At 40.1% G+C, this 15,900-nt stretch carries 29 protein-coding genes and 1 pseudogene; all 30 read left to right on the top strand.

Going from position 1 to position 15,900, the window contains the following annotated elements; translation table 11 throughout:
* The first annotated feature begins 75 nt into the window (after positions 1 to 75).
* Complete coding sequence (gene ruvB, locus HMPREF2877_RS05415) at positions 76 to 1,077, top strand: Holliday junction branch migration DNA helicase RuvB (protein WP_002887068.1); 1,002 nt, start codon at positions 76 to 78, stop codon at positions 1,075 to 1,077.
* A gap of 233 nt (positions 1,078 to 1,310) precedes the next feature.
* Positions 1,311 to 1,619 carry a 30S ribosomal protein S10 gene (rpsJ, locus tag HMPREF2877_RS05410; protein WP_002885653.1) on the top strand — a complete coding sequence of 103 codons (309 nt, stop codon included), beginning with the start codon at positions 1,311 to 1,313 and terminating at the stop codon, positions 1,617 to 1,619.
* 114 nt (positions 1,620 to 1,733) lie between these two features.
* A complete protein-coding gene (rplC, locus tag HMPREF2877_RS05405) occupies positions 1,734 to 2,360 on the top strand; it encodes a 50S ribosomal protein L3 (RefSeq protein ID WP_002885755.1) in 627 nt (208 codons plus the stop codon).
* 24 nt (positions 2,361 to 2,384) lie between these two features.
* Positions 2,385 to 3,008 (top strand): 50S ribosomal protein L4, encoded by a 624-nt coding sequence (rplD, locus tag HMPREF2877_RS05400; RefSeq protein ID WP_002885795.1) that lies wholly within the window; start codon positions 2,385 to 2,387, stop codon positions 3,006 to 3,008.
* Entirely contained in the window at positions 3,008 to 3,304 is a 297-nt protein-coding gene (locus tag HMPREF2877_RS05395) for a 50S ribosomal protein L23 (RefSeq protein ID WP_002887066.1), read from the top strand. The genes rplD and HMPREF2877_RS05395 overlap by 1 nt, the downstream gene beginning before the upstream one ends.
* 17 nt (positions 3,305 to 3,321) lie before the next feature.
* The gene (rplB, locus tag HMPREF2877_RS05390; protein WP_002887065.1) at positions 3,322 to 4,155 is read left to right on the top strand and encodes a 50S ribosomal protein L2; all 834 of its coding nucleotides are present in this window, start codon (positions 3,322 to 3,324) and stop codon (positions 4,153 to 4,155) included.
* Positions 4,156 to 4,248: 93 nt separating this feature from the next.
* Positions 4,249 to 4,527 (top strand): 30S ribosomal protein S19, encoded by a 279-nt coding sequence (gene rpsS, locus HMPREF2877_RS05385; RefSeq protein ID WP_000533765.1) that lies wholly within the window; start codon positions 4,249 to 4,251, stop codon positions 4,525 to 4,527.
* A gap of 15 nt (positions 4,528 to 4,542) precedes the next feature.
* Positions 4,543 to 4,887, top strand: coding sequence for a 50S ribosomal protein L22 (gene rplV, locus HMPREF2877_RS05380; protein ID WP_002887063.1), 345 nt, complete (start codon positions 4,543 to 4,545; stop codon positions 4,885 to 4,887).
* A gap of 12 nt (positions 4,888 to 4,899) precedes the next feature.
* Positions 4,900 to 5,553: a 30S ribosomal protein S3 gene (gene rpsC / locus HMPREF2877_RS05375; protein ID WP_002885727.1), complete on the top strand. Its 654-nt coding sequence runs from the start codon at positions 4,900 to 4,902 to the stop codon at positions 5,551 to 5,553.
* A 3-nt stretch (positions 5,554 to 5,556) separates the two neighbouring features.
* Complete coding sequence (gene rplP, locus HMPREF2877_RS05370; RefSeq protein WP_000960950.1) at positions 5,557 to 5,970, top strand: 50S ribosomal protein L16; 414 nt, start codon at positions 5,557 to 5,559, stop codon at positions 5,968 to 5,970.
* Between the two features lie 9 nt (positions 5,971 to 5,979).
* The gene (rpmC, locus tag HMPREF2877_RS05365; protein ID WP_002885754.1) at positions 5,980 to 6,186 is read left to right on the top strand and encodes a 50S ribosomal protein L29; all 207 of its coding nucleotides are present in this window, start codon (positions 5,980 to 5,982) and stop codon (positions 6,184 to 6,186) included.
* A gap of 27 nt (positions 6,187 to 6,213) precedes the next feature.
* A complete protein-coding gene (rpsQ, locus tag HMPREF2877_RS05360; protein ID WP_002885836.1) occupies positions 6,214 to 6,474 on the top strand; it encodes a 30S ribosomal protein S17 in 261 nt (86 codons plus the stop codon).
* Positions 6,475 to 6,498: 24 nt separating this feature from the next.
* Positions 6,499 to 6,867 carry a 50S ribosomal protein L14 gene (gene rplN / locus HMPREF2877_RS05355; protein WP_002885711.1) on the top strand — a complete coding sequence of 123 codons (369 nt, stop codon included), beginning with the start codon at positions 6,499 to 6,501 and terminating at the stop codon, positions 6,865 to 6,867.
* Between the two features lie 80 nt (positions 6,868 to 6,947).
* Positions 6,948 to 7,252, top strand: a pseudogene (gene rplX, locus HMPREF2877_RS05350) (50S ribosomal protein L24).
* Positions 7,253 to 7,278: 26 nt separating this feature from the next.
* A complete protein-coding gene (rplE, locus tag HMPREF2877_RS05345) occupies positions 7,279 to 7,821 on the top strand; it encodes a 50S ribosomal protein L5 (RefSeq protein ID WP_002887058.1) in 543 nt (180 codons plus the stop codon).
* Positions 7,822 to 7,838: 17 nt separating this feature from the next.
* On the top strand, positions 7,839 to 8,024 hold the full coding sequence (locus HMPREF2877_RS05340; RefSeq protein ID WP_001085699.1) for a type Z 30S ribosomal protein S14: 186 nt from the start codon (positions 7,839 to 7,841) through the stop codon (positions 8,022 to 8,024).
* A 121-nt stretch (positions 8,025 to 8,145) separates the two neighbouring features.
* Entirely contained in the window at positions 8,146 to 8,544 is a 399-nt protein-coding gene (rpsH, locus tag HMPREF2877_RS05335; RefSeq protein ID WP_002885642.1) for a 30S ribosomal protein S8, read from the top strand.
* Positions 8,545 to 8,670: 126 nt separating this feature from the next.
* On the top strand, positions 8,671 to 9,207 hold the full coding sequence (gene rplF, locus HMPREF2877_RS05330; protein ID WP_002887056.1) for a 50S ribosomal protein L6: 537 nt from the start codon (positions 8,671 to 8,673) through the stop codon (positions 9,205 to 9,207).
* Positions 9,208 to 9,296: 89 nt separating this feature from the next.
* A complete protein-coding gene (rplR, locus tag HMPREF2877_RS05325; RefSeq protein WP_002885810.1) occupies positions 9,297 to 9,653 on the top strand; it encodes a 50S ribosomal protein L18 in 357 nt (118 codons plus the stop codon).
* 18 nt (positions 9,654 to 9,671) lie between these two features.
* Complete coding sequence (rpsE, locus tag HMPREF2877_RS05320) at positions 9,672 to 10,166, top strand: 30S ribosomal protein S5 (RefSeq protein ID WP_002885626.1); 495 nt, start codon at positions 9,672 to 9,674, stop codon at positions 10,164 to 10,166.
* A gap of 14 nt (positions 10,167 to 10,180) precedes the next feature.
* Positions 10,181 to 10,363, top strand: coding sequence for a 50S ribosomal protein L30 (gene rpmD, locus HMPREF2877_RS05315; RefSeq protein WP_002885773.1), 183 nt, complete (start codon positions 10,181 to 10,183; stop codon positions 10,361 to 10,363).
* Positions 10,364 to 10,490: 127 nt separating this feature from the next.
* Positions 10,491 to 10,931: a 50S ribosomal protein L15 gene (gene rplO, locus HMPREF2877_RS05310; protein ID WP_045769365.1), complete on the top strand. Its 441-nt coding sequence runs from the start codon at positions 10,491 to 10,493 to the stop codon at positions 10,929 to 10,931.
* A 16-nt stretch (positions 10,932 to 10,947) separates the two neighbouring features.
* A complete protein-coding gene (gene secY / locus HMPREF2877_RS05305; protein ID WP_002892081.1) occupies positions 10,948 to 12,243 on the top strand; it encodes a preprotein translocase subunit SecY in 1,296 nt (431 codons plus the stop codon).
* Between the two features lie 131 nt (positions 12,244 to 12,374).
* Positions 12,375 to 13,031 carry an adenylate kinase gene (locus tag HMPREF2877_RS05300; RefSeq protein WP_002885632.1) on the top strand — a complete coding sequence of 219 codons (657 nt, stop codon included), beginning with the start codon at positions 12,375 to 12,377 and terminating at the stop codon, positions 13,029 to 13,031.
* 117 nt (positions 13,032 to 13,148) lie between these two features.
* Positions 13,149 to 13,367 (top strand): translation initiation factor IF-1, encoded by a 219-nt coding sequence (gene infA, locus HMPREF2877_RS05295; protein ID WP_001040189.1) that lies wholly within the window; start codon positions 13,149 to 13,151, stop codon positions 13,365 to 13,367.
* Positions 13,368 to 13,392: 25 nt separating this feature from the next.
* A complete protein-coding gene (rpmJ, locus tag HMPREF2877_RS10650; protein WP_000868345.1) occupies positions 13,393 to 13,509 on the top strand; it encodes a 50S ribosomal protein L36 in 117 nt (38 codons plus the stop codon).
* Positions 13,510 to 13,526: 17 nt separating this feature from the next.
* Positions 13,527 to 13,892, top strand: a complete 366-nt coding sequence (gene rpsM, locus HMPREF2877_RS05290; protein ID WP_002885820.1) for a 30S ribosomal protein S13 — start codon at positions 13,527 to 13,529, stop codon at positions 13,890 to 13,892.
* 26 nt (positions 13,893 to 13,918) lie between these two features.
* Positions 13,919 to 14,302, top strand: a complete 384-nt coding sequence (gene rpsK, locus HMPREF2877_RS05285; protein ID WP_002885718.1) for a 30S ribosomal protein S11 — start codon at positions 13,919 to 13,921, stop codon at positions 14,300 to 14,302.
* Between the two features lie 48 nt (positions 14,303 to 14,350).
* Positions 14,351 to 15,289, top strand: a complete 939-nt coding sequence (locus tag HMPREF2877_RS05280; protein ID WP_002887046.1) for a DNA-directed RNA polymerase subunit alpha — start codon at positions 14,351 to 14,353, stop codon at positions 15,287 to 15,289.
* Positions 15,290 to 15,306: 17 nt separating this feature from the next.
* Positions 15,307 to 15,693: a 50S ribosomal protein L17 gene (gene rplQ / locus HMPREF2877_RS05275; RefSeq protein ID WP_002885709.1), complete on the top strand. Its 387-nt coding sequence runs from the start codon at positions 15,307 to 15,309 to the stop codon at positions 15,691 to 15,693.
* The last annotated feature ends 207 nt before the right edge of the window (positions 15,694 to 15,900 follow it).

The raw sequence follows: 15,900 nt of genomic DNA, 5'->3' as shown, positions 1-15,900 counted from the left end.
TTTATTGTGCACTTATATTGTATATTCAAGGGACAAATTTTGACTGCATTTTTTGTTTTGTGCTAAAATAAGCCTATGGCAAGAATATTAGATAATGATTTACTAGGAGATGAAGAGTATGTTGAGCGTACCCTCCGTCCACAGTACTTTAAGGAATACATTGGTCAAGATAAGGTTAAAGACCAATTAAAGATTTTTATAGAGGCAGCTAAACTTCGTGATGAAGCCCTAGATCATACTCTTTTGTTTGGTCCTCCAGGTTTGGGGAAAACAACTATGGCTTTTGTGATAGCTAATGAGATGGGCGTCAATTTAAAGCAGACGTCTGGGCCAGCAATTGAAAAGGCTGGTGATTTAGTTGCTATACTCAATGACTTGGAGCCAGGTGATATCTTATTTATTGATGAGATTCACCGGATGCCTATGGCAGTTGAAGAAGTTCTTTATAGTGCTATGGAAGATTACTACATCGATATCATGATTGGTGCAGGCGAAACAAGTCGTAGTGTCCATCTAGAGTTACCACCGTTCACATTAGTAGGTGCAACTACTCGAGCAGGTATGTTGTCAAATCCATTGAGGGCTCGCTTTGGGATTAATGGTCATATGGAATATTATGAGCTACCAGATTTGAAGGAAATTATTGAACGTACTTCAGAAATCTTTGACATGACTATAACACCTGAAGCTGCTCTAGAGCTAGCACGTCGTAGCCGTGGGACGCCTCGTATTGCTAACCGCCTACTTAAGCGCGTGAGAGACTATGCACAAATCATGGGTGATGGCATCATTGATGATAAGATTGCAGACAAGGCGTTGACTATGTTGGATGTGGACCATGAAGGACTAGATTATGTCGATCAAAAAATTCTTCGAACTATGATTGAAATGTATGGTGGGGGACCGGTTGGTCTAGGTACCTTGTCGGTTAATATTGCTGAAGAGCGAGAAACGGTAGAAGATATGTATGAACCCTACCTAATTCAAAAAGGATTCATTATGCGTACACGTACAGGACGCGTTGCAACGGTTAAAGCCTATGAACACATGGGGTACGACTACACTCAAGAAAGTTGATAAAAAATCCATCTAAGGTGGATTTTTTGTTTAGTCAAAAAAGAAAAAGAAAAAAACTTTAAAAATCCCTTGCAATGAGTAGGTTCTTTTGTTATTATATTATGGTGCTGTAAATACAGCGCTTAGCTATGATACAAGAGGTTGCGACACGCCTGGTTGCACTGCCACGCAATCCGTGTTGGTTTTCTTGAGGAGCTAGCCTATTATCTTAAATAGACGAAAGAGGAGAAAAAATGGCAAACAAAAAAATTCGTATCCGTTTGAAAGCTTACGAACACCGTACGCTTGATACAGCGGCTGAAAAAATCGTAGAAACTGCAACTCGCACAGGTGCGACAGTTGCTGGGCCAGTTCCACTTCCAACTGAACGTAGTCTCTACACAATTATTCGTGCGACTCACAAATATAAAGATTCTCGCGAACAATTTGAAATGCGTACACACAAACGTCTTATTGACATCATCAACCCAACTCAAAAAACAGTTGACGCTTTGATGAAACTTGATCTTCCAAGTGGTGTGAACGTAGAAATCAAACTTTAATTAAAAGCTTGATTCATTGAGCATAAAAAACGCTCGTTAAAAACTTTTTTGAGCATAAAAAACGCTCATAAAAAACTTTTTGAAAAAACAATAAAGTAAAGGAAATATTTTCTCATGACAAAAGGAATCTTAGGGAAAAAAGTGGGAATGACTCAAATCTTCACTGAAGCAGGTGAATTTATCCCTGTTACTGTCATCGAAGCTACTCCAAATGTTGTGCTTCAAGTTAAGACTGTTGAAACAGACGGTTACGAAGCAGTTCAAGTTGGCTTTGACGACAAACGCGAAGTATTGAGCAACAAACCTGCCAAAGGCCACGTAGCGAAAGCTAACACAGCTCCTAAGCGCTTCATTCGTGAATTCAAAAACATTGAAGGCTTGGAAGTTGGATCAGAAATCACTGTTGACACATTCGAAGCTGGAGATGTTGTTGACGTAACTGGTACTTCAAAAGGTAAAGGTTTCCAAGGTGTTATCAAACGCCACGGTCAATCACGCGGACCTATGGCTCACGGTTCTCGTTACCACCGTCGTCCAGGTTCAATGGGACCTGTTGCGCCTAACCGTGTTTTCAAAAACAAACACTTGGCAGGACGTATGGGTGGCAACCGTGTGACAATTCAAAACCTTGAAGTTGTACAAGTTATCCCAGAGAAAAACGTTATCCTTATCAAAGGTAACGTACCAGGTGCTAAGAAATCTCTTATCACTATCAAATCAGCAGTTAAAGCTGCTAAATAATAAGAAAGGAGAAATCAGTTAAAAATGGCAAACGTAAAACTATTTGACCAAACTGGTAAAGAAGTTAGCACAGTTGAACTTAACGACGCTATCTTCGGTATCGAACCAAACGAATCAGTAGTATTTGATGTCGTAATCAGCCAACGTGCTAGCCTTCGCCAAGGTACTCACGCGGTTAAAAACCGTTCAGCAGTATCAGGTGGTGGACGTAAACCATGGCGTCAAAAAGGAACTGGACGTGCTCGTCAAGGTTCTATCCGCTCACCACAATGGCGTGGTGGTGGTGTTGTCTTCGGACCAACTCCACGTTCTTACGGATACAAACTTCCACAAAAAGTTCGTCGCCTTGCATTGAAATCTGTTTACTCAGCTAAAGTTGCAGAAGATAAATTTGTAGCAGTTGAAGCTCTTTCATTTGCAGCTCCAAAAACTGCTGAATTCGCAAACGTTCTTTCAGCTCTTAGCATCGATTCTAAAGTACTTGTTATCGTTGAAGAAGGAAACAAATTCGCTGAACTTTCAGCACGTAACCTTGCAAACGTAACTGTTGCAACTCCTGCAACTGCAAGTGTACTTGACATCGTAAACGCAGATAAACTTCTTGTTACTAAAGAAGCTATCTCATCAATCGAGGAGGTTCTTGCATAATGAATTTGTATGACGTAATCAAAAAACCTGTTATCACTGAGAAATCTATGATTGCTCTTGAAGCAGGAAAATACACTTTCGAAGTTGATACACGTGCACACAAACTCTTGATCAAACAAGCAGTTGAAGCTGCATTTGAAGGTGTTAAAGTTGCTAGCGTGAACACTGTAACTGTTAAACCAAAACAAAAACGTGTTGGACGTTACACTGGTTTCACTTCAAAAACTAAAAAAGCTATCATCACTCTTACAGCTGATTCTAAAGCAATCGAGTTGTTTGCAGCTGAAGCTGAATAATCAAAGGAGAAATTAACGTGGGTATTAAAGTTTATAAACCAACGACAAATGGCCGTCGTAACATGACTTCTTTGGATTTCGCAGAAATCACTACAAGCACTCCTGAAAAATCATTGCTTGTTTCTCTTAAGAACAAAGCTGGTCGTAACAACAACGGTCGTATCACTGTACGTCACCAAGGTGGCGGGCACAAACGTCACTACCGTTTGATTGACTTCAAACGTAACAAAGATGGCGTTGAAGCAGTTGTTAAAACAATTGAGTATGATCCAAACCGTACTGCAAACATCGCTCTCGTACACTACACTGACGGGGTTAAAGCTTACATCATCGCACCTAAAGGTCTTGAAGTAGGTCAACGTATCGTTTCAGGTCCAGATGCGGATATCAAGATTGGTAACGCTCTTCCACTTGCAAACATCCCAGTTGGTACAGTTATCCACAACATTGAGCTTCAACCAGGTAAAGGTGCTGAACTTATCCGTGCCGCTGGTGCTTCTGCTCAAGTTTTGGGTCAAGAAGGTAAATACGTACTTGTTCGTCTTCAATCAGGCGAAGTTCGTATGGTTCTTGGTACATGTCGTGCAACTATCGGTACTGTAGGTAACGAACAACAATCACTTATCAACCTTGGTAAAGCCGGCCGTAATCGCTGGAAAGGTATTCGCCCAACAGTTCGTGGTTCTGTAATGAACCCTAACGATCACCCACACGGTGGTGGTGAAGGTAAAGCACCAGTTGGACGTAAAGCGCCATCTACTCCATGGGGTAAACCTGCGCTTGGTCTTAAAACTCGTAACAAGAAAGCTAAATCTGACAAACTTATCGTTCGTCGTCGTAACGAAAAATAATTTAGTCGCTTAGCACATAACATCCGCCAACTCGGTAGCACTTCTTAGTGCAAGCCGCTGTGGTACATTCAATTTAAAGGAGAAAACTACAAAATGGGACGTAGTCTTAAAAAAGGACCTTTCGTCGATGAGCATTTGATGAAAAAAGTTGAAGCTCAAGCAAATGACGAAAAGAAAAAAGTAATTAAAACTTGGTCACGTCGTTCAACGATTTTCCCAAGTTTCATCGGATACACTATCGCAGTTTATGATGGACGTAAACACGTTCCTGTTTACATCCAAGAAGACATGGTAGGTCACAAACTTGGTGAATTTGCACCAACTCGTACTTACAAAGGTCACGCAGCTGACGATAAGAAAACACGTCGTTAATAGGAGGAGGACACAATGGCAGAAATTACTTCAGCTAAAGCAATGGCTCGTACAGTGCGTGTTTCACCTCGTAAAACACGTCTTGTTCTTGATCTTATCCGTGGTAAGAACGTTGCTGATGCAATCGCAATCTTGAAATTCACTCCAAACAAAGCAGCACGCATTGTTGAGAAAACTCTTAACTCTGCTATCGCTAACGCAGAAAACAACTTTGGTTTGGAAAAAGCTAACTTGGTAGTATCTGAAACATTCGCAAACGAAGGACCAACAATGAAACGTTTCCGTCCACGTGCGAAAGGTTCAGCTTCACCAATCAACAAACGCACAACTCACGTAACAGTAGTTGTGTCAGAAAAATAAGGAGGTAAACTCGTGGGTCAAAAAGTACATCCAATTGGTATGCGTGTCGGGATCATCCGTGACTGGGATGCGAAATGGTATGCTGAAAAAGAATACGCAGATTACCTTCACGAAGATTTGGCAATCCGCAAATTCATTCAAAAAGAACTTGCAGACGCTTCAGTTTCAACTATTGAAATCGAACGTGCTGTAAACAAAGTTATTGTTTCACTTCACACTGCTAAACCAGGTATGGTTATCGGTAAAGGTGGATCAAACGTTGACGCACTTCGCGCTCAACTTAACAAATTGACTGGAAAACAAGTACACATCAACATCGTTGAAATCAAGAAACCTGATTTGGACGCTCACCTTGTTGGTGAAACAATTGCTCGCCAACTTGAGCAACGTGTTGCTTTCCGTCGTGCACAAAAACAAGCTATCCAACGTGCAATGCGTGCTGGAGCTAAAGGAATCAAAACTCAAGTATCAGGTCGTTTGAACGGTGCAGATATCGCCCGTGCAGAAGGATACTCTGAAGGTACAGTTCCGCTTCACACACTTCGCGCTGATATCGATTACGCTTGGGAAGAAGCTGACACAACTTACGGTAAACTTGGTGTTAAAGTTTGGATCTACCGTGGAGAAGTTCTTCCAGCTCGTAAAAACACTAAAGGAGGCAAATAACAAATGTTAGTACCTAAACGTGTTAAACACCGTCGTGAATTCCGTGGAAAAATGCGCGGTGAGGCTAAAGGTGGTAAAGAAGTATCATTCGGTGAATACGGTCTTCAAGCTACAACTAGCCACTGGATCACAAACCGTCAAATCGAGGCTGCTCGTATTGCCATGACTCGTTACATGAAACGTGGTGGTAAGGTTTGGATCAAGATCTTCCCACACAAATCATACACTGCTAAAGCTATCGGTGTACGTATGGGTTCTGGTAAAGGGGCACCTGAAGGTTGGGTAGCACCAGTTAAACGTGGTAAAGTAATGTTCGAAATCGCAGGTGTTTCTGAAGAAGTTGCACGTGAAGCGCTTCGTCTTGCTAGCCACAAATTGCCAGTTAAATGTAAATTCGTGAAACGTGAAGCAGAATAAGGAGAAGACATGAAACTTGAAGAAATCAAAAAGTTTGTTGCTGAGCTTCGTGGCTTGTCTCAAGAAGAGCTTGCTAAAAAAGAAAACGAACTTAAGAAAGAACTTTTCGACCTTCGTTTCCAAGCTGCAGCAGGTCAACTTGATCAAACTGCCCGTTTGAACGAAGTGAAAAAACAAATTGCACGTGTTAAAACTGTGCAATCTGAAATCAAATAATAGATTGGGAAAGGAGCAATTCTAATAATGGAACGTAATCAACGTAAAACCCTTGTTGGACGCGTAGTATCTGACAAGATGGATAAAACAATCACAGTTGTAGTTGAAACTAAACGTAACCACCCAGTCTATGGTAAACGTATCAACTATTCTAAAAAATATAAAGCACATGATGAAAACAACGTTGCTAAAGAAGGCGATATCGTTCGTATCATGGAAACTCGCCCACTTTCAGCTACAAAACGCTTCCGTCTTGTAGAAGTTGTGGAAGAAGCTGTTATTATCTAATAAAACTAAAAGGAGACAATTGAAATGATTCAACAAGAAAGTCGCTTAAAAGTTGCTGATAATAGCGGTGCTCGTGAAATCTTGACTATCAAAGTTCTTGGTGGTTCAGGACGTAAATTCGCTAACATCGGCGACGTTATCGTTGCAACTGTTAAACAAGCTACACCAGGTGGAGCTGTTAAAAAAGGTGATGTTGTTAAAGCTGTTATCGTTCGTACAAAAACTGGTGCTCGCCGTCCAGACGGTTCATACATCAAGTTTGATGACAACGCTGCAGTAATCATCCGCGATGACAAAACTCCTCGTGGAACTCGTATCTTTGGCCCTGTTGCACGTGAATTGCGTGAAGGTGGATACATGCGTATCGTATCTTTGGCGCCAGAAGTACTTTAATCTGAATTAACACAAACTTAGTCCCCTGATATGTTCAGGGTGCCCATTAGGGCGTAAGAAATAATAGGAGAAATACTCAAATGTTTGTAAAAAAAGGCGATAAAGTTCGCGTTATTGCTGGTAAAGACAAAGGAACTGAAGCAGTAGTTCTTAAAGCTCTTCCAAAAGTAAACAAAGTTGTTGTTGAAGGTGTTGCAATCATCAAAAAACACCAAAAACCATCAGCTGAAAACCCTCAAGGTGCTATCGTGGAAAAAGAAGCACCAATCCACGCTTCAAACGTTCAAGTTCTTGACAAGAACGGTGTAGCTGGACGTGTAGGTTACAAAGTTGTTGACGGCAAAAAGTTCGTTACAACAAAAAATCAGGCGAAGTGCTTGACTAATCACGAAGGAAAGGAGAAAGTATTAAATGGCTAACCGTCTTAAAGAAAAATACACTAACGAAGTAATTCCAGCTTTGACTGAAAAATTTAACTATTCTTCAGTTATGGCTGTGCCAAAAGTTGATAAAATCGTTATCAACATGGGTGTTGGTGAAGCTGTAAACAACGCTAAAACTCTTGAAAAAGCTGCTGCTGAGTTGGCACTTATTTCAGGTCAAAAACCATTGATTACTAAAGCTAAGAAATCAATCGCTGGCTTCCGTCTTCGTGAAGGTGTAGCGATCGGTGCTAAAGTTACCCTTCGTGGTGAACGCATGTACGAATTCTTGGATAAATTGGTATCAGTATCACTTCCACGTGTTCGTGACTTCCATGGTGTTCCAACTAAATCATTTGATGGACGTGGTAACTACACACTTGGTGTTAAAGAACAACTTATCTTCCCAGAAATCAACTTCGACGATGTTGATAAAGTACGTGGTATGGATATCGTTATCGTAACTACTGCTAACACTGACGAAGAAGGTCGTGAATTGCTTAAAGGCCTTGGAATGCCTTTTGCAAAATAATCTAGGAGGTAAATAAATTGGCTAAAAAATCAATGATTGCTAAGAACAAACGCCCTGCGAAGTTCTCTACGCAAGCTTACACTCGTTGCGAACGTTGTGGACGTCCACACTCAGTTTATCGCAAATTTAAACTTTGCCGTGTTTGCTTCCGTGAATTGGCTTACAAAGGTCAAATTCCAGGTGTTACCAAAGCTTCTTGGTAAAAATATGATGTATTCAAGTTGGTTTATCTAATTTGAATGTATTAAACACAATCTGAGCCTAGCTCAATCATTAACTAGCAAGTGAATTATTCAAACTACTAGTAAGAGGAGAAAATATAAAATGGTTATGACTGACCCAATTGCAGATTTCTTGACACGTATTCGTAACGCTAACCAAGCTAAACACGAAGTACTTGAAGTACCTGCATCAAACATTAAAAAAGGTATTGCTGAAATCCTTAAACGTGAAGGTTTCGTAAAAAACGTTGAAGTTATCGAAGATGACAAACAAGGTATCATCCGCGTATTCTTGAAATACGGACAAAACGGTGAACGTGTTATCACTAACTTGAAACGTATCTCAAAACCAGGTCTTCGTGTTTACTCTAAACGTGAAGATGTTCCTAAAGTTCTTAACGGACTTGGAATCGCGATCATCTCTACTTCAGAAGGTCTTTTGACTGACAAAGAAGCTCGTCAAAAGAACGTTGGTGGAGAAGTTATCGCTTACGTTTGGTAAGAAGCTGATACTAAGCACTTATCTCAAATGATTTGTGCGAGTTTCGTTGATTATATTCGATGAGACTCATCCCCGTGAAAACTAGTCACTTTGTGGCTTGATAATCTAACAGGAGAATTAAATACTATGTCACGTATTGGTAATAAAGTTATTACTTTGCCTGCTGGTGTTGAAGTAACAAACAACGATAACGTTGTTACTGTTAAAGGACCTAAAGGCGAACTCACTCGTGAGTTTAACAAAAACATTGAAATCAAAGTTGAAGGCAATGAAGTTACACTTCACCGTCCAAACGACTCAAAAGAAAACAAAACAATCCACGGTACTTCACGTGCAAACTTGAACAACATGGTTGTTGGTGTTTCTGAAGGTTTCAAAAAAGAACTTGAAATGCGCGGTGTCGGATACCGTGCGCAACTCCAAGGAACAAAACTTGTTCTTTCAGTTGGTAAATCTCACCAAGACGAAGTTGAAGCTCCAGAAGGTATTACTTTTGAAGTACCATCTGCAACTTCAATCGTTGTAAGTGGTATTAACAAAGAAGTTGTTGGTCAAACAGCTGCTTACATCCGTAGCCTTCGTTCACCAGAACCTTACAAAGGTAAAGGTATCCGTTACGTTGGTGAATACGTACGTCGTAAAGAAGGTAAAACTGGTAAATAATAGGATTTTATCCTTGTGGCAATTCTTTTTGGATTGTCTCTTTACCAAAAGCTCTCATGAGCAAGCATTATAATTAAGAGGTGAAAATTGTGATTTCGAAACCAGATAAAAACAAACTCCGCCAAAAACGCCACCGTCGCGTTCGCGGAAAACTCTCTGGAACTGCTGATCGCCCACGTTTGAACATTTTCCGTTCTAATACAGGCATCTACGCTCAAGTTATTGATGACGTAGCGGGTGTAACGCTCGCAAGTGCATCAACTCTTGATAAAGAAGTTTCTAAAGGAACTAAAACAGAACAAGCCGTTGTTGTCGGTAAACTTGTTGCTGAACGCGCAGTAGCTAAAGGTATTTCTGAAGTGGTGTTTGACCGCGGTGGATATCTCTATCACGGACGTGTTAAAGCTTTGGCTGACTCAGCTCGTGAAAACGGATTGAAATTCTAATAGGGAGGACACTTAATAATGGCATTTAAAGATAATGCAGTAGAACTTGAAGAACGCGTAGTTGCTATCAACCGTGTTACTAAAGTTGTAAAAGGTGGACGCAACATGCGTTTTGCTGCTCTTGTTGTTGTTGGTGACCGTAATGGTCGCGTAGGATTTGGTACTGGTAAATCTCAAGAGGTTCCAGAAGCTATCCGTAAAGCAGTTGAAGCAGCTAAGAAAAACCTTATCGAAGTTCCTATGGTTGGTACAACTATTCCTCACGAAGTTCGTTCAGAATTTGGTGGAGCGAAAGTATTGTTGAAACCAGCTGTTGAAGGGGCTGGGGTTGCCGCTGGTGGTGCAGTTCGTGCCGTCATCGAATTGGCTGGTGTTGCTGATGTAACATCTAAATCACTCGGTTCAAACACTCCAATCAACATCGTTCGTGCGACTGTTGAAGGATTGAAACAACTTAAACGTGCTGAAGAAGTTGCGGCTCTTCGTGGCATCTCAGTATCTGACTTGGCATAAGAAAGGAGATAACAATGGCTCAAATTAAAATTACTTTGACTAAGTCTCCAATCGGACGCAAACCAGAACAACGTAAAACAGTTGTTGCTCTTGGACTTGGTAAATTGAATAGCTCAGTTGTTAAAGAAGACAACGCTGCTATCCGTGGTATGGTCAACGCAGTATCTCACTTGGTAACTGTAGAAGACGTTAAATAAAAATTGATTTAAGTCGTGAGGGTTTCCTTGCGACTTAAACTGAATTTCATGTATAGGCGAGTTTCTAATTAAGCTACCTTACTTGGTTAGAGGCGCTAGCATTTTACAAAAAGAGGAGAAAATAATAATGAAACTTCATGAATTGAAACCTGCTGAAGGTTCTCGTAAAGTCCGTAACCGTGTAGGTCGTGGTACTTCATCTGGTAACGGTAAAACTTCAGGCCGTGGTCAAAAAGGTCAAAAAGCTCGTAGCGGTGGTGGCGTACGTCCAGGATTTGAAGGTGGACAAACTCCATTGTTCCGTCGTCTTCCAAAACGTGGATTCACTAACATCAACGCTAAAGAATACGTACTTGTAAACCTTGATCAATTGAACGTCTTTGAAGATGGTACAGAAGTAACTCCAGCAGTTCTTAAAGAAGCTGGAATCGTTCGTGCTGAAAAATCAGGCGTTAAAGTTCTTGGTAACGGCGAATTGACTAAGAAATTGACTGTTAAAGCAGCTAAATTCTCAAAATCTGCTGAAGCAGCTATCACTGCTAAAGGTGGTTCAATCGAAGTCATCTAATGAGGGGTAACTCATTATGTTCTTTAAACTATTAAAAGACGCATTGAAAGTCAAAAACGTTCGTAATAAGATTTTATTTACAATCTTCATTATTTTCGTTTTTCGTGTAGGGACTCATGTAACAGTTCCTGGTATCAATGCGGAAAGTTTGAAACAATTAAGTGATTTACCTTTCTTGAACATGCTTAACTTGGTGTCTGGTAATGCCATGAATAACTTCTCTATCTTCTCGATGGGGGTTAGTCCTTACATTACAGCATCAATCATTGTCCAACTTTTGCAGATGGATATTTATCCAAAATTTGTAGAGTGGGGCAAACAAGGGGAAGTTGGTCGTCGTAAATTGAACCAAGCGACTCGCTACATCACTCTTGTTTTAGCCTTTGTTCAATCGATTGGTATTACAGCAAGTTTTAATACTCTCTCATCAATTTCATTGGTTAAAACACCAAATGTTTCAACCTACCTATTGATTGGGACAATTCTAACTGCTGGTAGCATAATTGTGACATGGCTTGGTGAACAAATCACAGATAAAGGTTTTGGTAATGGTGTGTCAATGATTATCTTTTCAGGGATCATTGCTTCTATTCCAAAAATGTTCTCAACAATTTACGAGGATTTCTTTGTCAACGTTCGTTCAGGAGAATTGACTCGTTCATATATCATAGTTGCTTTGCTAATTGTGGTAGGTTTGGCGATTGTCTTCTTTACGACATTTGTTCAACAGGCAGAATATCAAATTCCAATTCAATATACTAAATTGGTTCAAGGGGCTCCAACGAGTTCTTACCTTCCATTGAAAGTTAATCCAGCTGGTGTTATTCCCGTTATCTTTGCTAGCTCGATTACAACAATTCCTAGTACTATTCTTCCATTCTTCTCGAAGGTTACATGGTTATCACACTTACAAGGACTACTCTCGTATAATACGCCTAGTGGAATGATTACTTACGCAATATTGATTATCTTGTTCTCATTCTTCTACACATTTGTCCAAGTAAATCCTGAAAAAACTGCAGAAAATCTTCAAAAGAATGGGTCTTACATTCCTAGTGTTCGTCCAGGTCGTGAGACTGAAAAGTATATGTCTTCATTGCTTAAGAGATTGGCAACAATCGGGGCTGTATTTCTCGCGTTTATTTCATTGGCTCCAATTGCGGCTCAACAGTTTATGCACCTTACAAGCTCAATCGCGCTTGGTGGTACATCTCTCTTGATCTTGATTTCAACTGGTATCGAAGGTATGAAACAACTCGAAGGTTACCTATTGAAACGTCAGTACGTTGGATTTATGAATCTTGAAGACTAAGTCTTCTCATGAACAATTGAGAGGGAAAGAAAGGTTACTTTCTGTCCCTTCTCTTTTGTTTTTTGATAACTCTACCAATGTTTTTAAACTTTGATAGAGTTATTTGAAAACAAAAATAAGGAGTTCGTAAGATGAATCTTTTAATTATGGGTCTACCAGGTGCTGGTAAAGGGACTCAAGCTGCAAAAATTGTTGAAGAATTTGGTGTAGCTCACATCTCAACTGGTGATATGTTCCGTGCTGCTATGGCTAACCAAACAGAAATGGGAACTTTGGCAAAATCATTCATCGATAAAGGTGAATTGGTACCAGATGAAGTGACAAACGGAATCGTTAAAGAGCGTTTGGCTGAATCTGATATTGCTGAAAAAGGTTTCTTGCTAGATGGTTATCCACGTACTATTGAGCAAGCTCATGCATTGGATGAAACATTGAAAGCACTTGGTATTAAACTTGACGGTGTAATCAATATTGAAGTTAATCCAGAGAGTTTGGTTGAACGTCTTTCAGGTCGTTTCATTTGTCGCTCATGTGGTGCAACATATCATAAAGTATTCAACCCAACTAAGGTTGAAGGAACATGTGATGTTTGTGGCGAACATGAATTCTTCCAACGTGAAGATGACAAACCTGAAACTGTTAAACGTCGTCTTGACGTAAACATTGCTCAAGGTGAGCCAATTATTGCACATTATCGTGAGCTTGGTCTTGTATCAGATATTCAAGGTAACCAAGATATCGATGATGTATTCGCTGATGTTAAAAAAGCGATTGCAGCAATTAAATAATTATATAATCTTACTTGCGTATCAGACTTAAGCATGTTATAATACTTTAGTCTGACTTATAATTGTTACCTCTGTGCTCAGAGGAAATCAAATCGAAATTTTAGGGGGTACTTTTGCGTGGCAAAAGAAGACGTGATTGAAATTGAAGGTAAAGTTGTAGAAACTATGCCTAATGCTATGTTTACTGTTGAATTGGAAAATGGACACCAAATTTTGGCGACAGTTTCTGGTAAAATCCGTAAAAACTACATTCGTATTTTGGTCGGTGACCGTGTGACTGTTGAAATGAGTCCTTATGATTTGACACGTGGACGCATCACATACCGCTTTAAATAATCGAAATAATTGGAGGGATTAAAACATGAAGGTAAGACCATCGGTTAAACCAATTTGCGAATACTGTAAAGTTATTCGTCGTAACGGTCGTGTTATGGTAATTTGTCCAACAAATCCAAAACACAAACAACGTCAAGGATAATATAGAAAGGAGAAATCATGGCTCGTATTGCTGGAGTTGACATTCCAAACGATAAACGTGTAGTAATTTCACTTACTTACGTATACGGTATCGGACTTGCAACATCTAAGAAAATCTTGGCTGCTGCAGGCGTTTCTGAAGACATCCGCGTTAAAGATTTGACAAACGATCAAGAAGACGCTATCCGTCGCGAAGTGGATGCAATCAAAGTTGAAGGTGACCTTCGTCGTGAAGTTAACCTTAACATCAAACGTTTGATGGAAATCGGTTCATACCGTGGTATCCGTCACCGTCGTGGACTTCCTGTCCGTGGACAAAACACTAAAAACAATGCCCGCACTCGTAAAGGTAAAGCTGTTGCGATTGCAGGTAAGAAAAAATAATTAAAATAAAATAGGAGGTAAAAACATTGGCTAAACCAACACGTAAACGTCGTGTGAAAAAGAATATCGAATCTGGTATTGCTCACATTCACGCTACTTTCAATAACACTATTGTTATGATTACAGATGTGCATGGTAACGCTGTAGCATGGTCATCAGCTGGTGCTCTTGGTTTCAAAGGTTCTCGTAAATCTACACCATTTGCTGCACAAATGGCTTCAGAAGCTGCTGCTAAATCTGCACAAGAACATGGTCTTAAAACAGTTGAAGTAACTGTTAAAGGTCCTGGTTCAGGTCGTGAGTCTGCTATCCGTGCTCTTGCTGCTGCAGGTCTTGAAGTAACAGCAATCCGTGATGTAACACCTGTACCACATAATGGTTGTCGTCCTCCAAAACGTCGTCGTGTGTAATCTTTAATAACAATAGTACACAAGGTTCGTTTCGAGGGAGTATAATAAATGATTGAGTTTGAAAAACCAATAATAACAAAAATTGATGAAAATAAAGATTACGGCAAATTTGTCATCGAACCACTAGAACGTGGTTATGGTACAACTTTGGGTAACTCTCTTCGTCGTGTACTTTTGTCATCACTTCCAGGTGCTGCCGTAACATCAATTAAGATTGATGGAGTACTCCACGAATTTGATACCGTACCAGGCGTCCGTGAAGACGTGATGCAAATCATCCTTAATATTAAAGGACTTGCTGTAAAATCTTACGTCGAAGACGAAAAAACAATTGAACTTGATGTTCAAGGTCCAGCTGAAGTTACTGCTGGAGATATCTTGACTGATAGCGACATTGAAATTGTTAACCCTGATCATTATCTTTTCACTATCGCTGAAGGAGCTTCTTTGAAAGCGACTATGACAGTAGCTACAAACCGTGGTTATGTTCCAGCAGATGAAAACAAGAAGGATGATGCACCAGTGGGAACATTGGCTGTAGATTCAATCTACACACCAGTGAAAAAAGTCAATTATCAAGTTGAACCTGCCCGTGTAGGTAGCAACGATGGTTTTGATAAATTGACAATCGAAATCATGACAAACGGAACAATCATCCCTGAAGATGCCCTCGGTCTCTCGGCTCGCGTTTTGATTGAACACTTGAACTTGTTTACTGACCTTACTGATGTTGCTAAAGCTACTGATGTAATGAAAGAAACTGAAAAAGTGAACGATGAAAAGGTGCTTGACCGTACCATCGAAGAACTTGATTTGTCTGTACGCTCATATAACTGTTTGAAACGTGCCGGTATTAATACCGTTCATGATTTGACAGAAAAAACTGAGCCTGAAATGATGAAAGTCCGTAACCTAGGTCGTAAATCTCTTGAAGAAGTCAAAGTTAAGTTGGCTGATCTTGGACTTGGACTCAAAAACGATAAATAATAATATAGGAGGATAACATGGCTTACCGTAAACTTGGACGCACAAGCTCACAGCGTAAAGCGGTTCTTCGTGATTTGACTACAGATCTTATCATTAACGAAGCAATCGTTACAACTGAAGCACGTGCTAAAGAAATCCGTAAAACAGTTGAAAAAATGATCACTCTTGGTAAACGTGGTGATTTGCACGCACGTCGTCAAGCAGCTGCATTTGTACGTAACGAAATTGCATCTGAAAGCTATGATGAAGCAACTGATAAATATACATCAACAACTGCTCTTCAAAAACTTTTCTCAGAAATCGCACCTCGTTATGCTGAACGTAACGGTGGATACACTCGTATCCTTAAAACAGAACCACGTCGTGGCGATGCTGCCCCAATGGCAATCATCGAACTTGTTTAATTTTTATCAATTTTGTTGAGTGTTATGATGATGGAATAGCTTAGCTTTTCTTAGTCTAGCTCTGGTCTACCGCTGGGCATACGCCTAGCGGGAACACTCATCATAAAAATGGGAATAAATAAGCATGTAACGCTTGTTTACGAAAGGTAATACTGTTATTTTTCGTAAGCAGGCGTTTTTTTGGGCTCTTTGTCAACTGTAGTGGGT

This window comes from Streptococcus sp. HMSC072D03 (assembly GCF_001812855.1).
Taxonomy (GTDB): domain Bacteria; phylum Bacillota; class Bacilli; order Lactobacillales; family Streptococcaceae; genus Streptococcus; species Streptococcus salivarius_D.
Note: the sequence above shows the minus strand (reverse complement) of the source record. Positions and strands in the feature narration are given on the sequence as shown.

Bases quoted from the DNA above. Each gene is read 5' to 3' on its own strand.
- rplN (WP_002885711.1), top strand. From the start codon at position 6,499: ATGATTCAACAAGAAAGTCGCTTAAAAGTTGCTGATAATAGCGGTGCT.
- rpsE (WP_002885626.1), top strand. From the start codon at position 9,672: ATGGCATTTAAAGATAATGCAGTAGAACTTGAAGAACGCGTAGTTGCT.
- rplQ (WP_002885709.1), top strand. From the start codon at position 15,307: ATGGCTTACCGTAAACTTGGACGCACAAGCTCACAGCGTAAAGCGGTT.
- rplC (WP_002885755.1), top strand. From the start codon at position 1,734: ATGACAAAAGGAATCTTAGGGAAAAAAGTGGGAATGACTCAAATCTTC.
- ruvB (WP_002887068.1), top strand. From the start codon at position 76: ATGGCAAGAATATTAGATAATGATTTACTAGGAGATGAAGAGTATGTT.
- rplV (WP_002887063.1), top strand. From the start codon at position 4,543: ATGGCAGAAATTACTTCAGCTAAAGCAATGGCTCGTACAGTGCGTGTT.
- secY (WP_002892081.1), top strand. From the start codon at position 10,948: ATGTTCTTTAAACTATTAAAAGACGCATTGAAAGTCAAAAACGTTCGT.
- rpsJ (WP_002885653.1), top strand. From the start codon at position 1,311: ATGGCAAACAAAAAAATTCGTATCCGTTTGAAAGCTTACGAACACCGT.
- rpmD (WP_002885773.1), top strand. From the start codon at position 10,181: ATGGCTCAAATTAAAATTACTTTGACTAAGTCTCCAATCGGACGCAAA.
- rpsM (WP_002885820.1), top strand. From the start codon at position 13,527: ATGGCTCGTATTGCTGGAGTTGACATTCCAAACGATAAACGTGTAGTA.
- rplO (WP_045769365.1), top strand. From the start codon at position 10,491: ATGAAACTTCATGAATTGAAACCTGCTGAAGGTTCTCGTAAAGTCCGT.
- rplF (WP_002887056.1), top strand. From the start codon at position 8,671: ATGTCACGTATTGGTAATAAAGTTATTACTTTGCCTGCTGGTGTTGAA.
- rpmC (WP_002885754.1), top strand. From the start codon at position 5,980: ATGAAACTTGAAGAAATCAAAAAGTTTGTTGCTGAGCTTCGTGGCTTG.
- HMPREF2877_RS05395 (WP_002887066.1), top strand. From the start codon at position 3,008: ATGAATTTGTATGACGTAATCAAAAAACCTGTTATCACTGAGAAATCT.
- HMPREF2877_RS05300 (WP_002885632.1), top strand. From the start codon at position 12,375: ATGAATCTTTTAATTATGGGTCTACCAGGTGCTGGTAAAGGGACTCAA.
- rplP (WP_000960950.1), top strand. From the start codon at position 5,557: ATGTTAGTACCTAAACGTGTTAAACACCGTCGTGAATTCCGTGGAAAA.
- rpsS (WP_000533765.1), top strand. From the start codon at position 4,249: ATGGGACGTAGTCTTAAAAAAGGACCTTTCGTCGATGAGCATTTGATG.
- rpsQ (WP_002885836.1), top strand. From the start codon at position 6,214: ATGGAACGTAATCAACGTAAAACCCTTGTTGGACGCGTAGTATCTGAC.
- rplE (WP_002887058.1), top strand. From the start codon at position 7,279: ATGGCTAACCGTCTTAAAGAAAAATACACTAACGAAGTAATTCCAGCT.
- rpsH (WP_002885642.1), top strand. From the start codon at position 8,146: ATGGTTATGACTGACCCAATTGCAGATTTCTTGACACGTATTCGTAAC.
- rpmJ (WP_000868345.1), top strand. From the start codon at position 13,393: ATGAAGGTAAGACCATCGGTTAAACCAATTTGCGAATACTGTAAAGTT.
- HMPREF2877_RS05280 (WP_002887046.1), top strand. From the start codon at position 14,351: ATGATTGAGTTTGAAAAACCAATAATAACAAAAATTGATGAAAATAAA.
- rplD (WP_002885795.1), top strand. From the start codon at position 2,385: ATGGCAAACGTAAAACTATTTGACCAAACTGGTAAAGAAGTTAGCACA.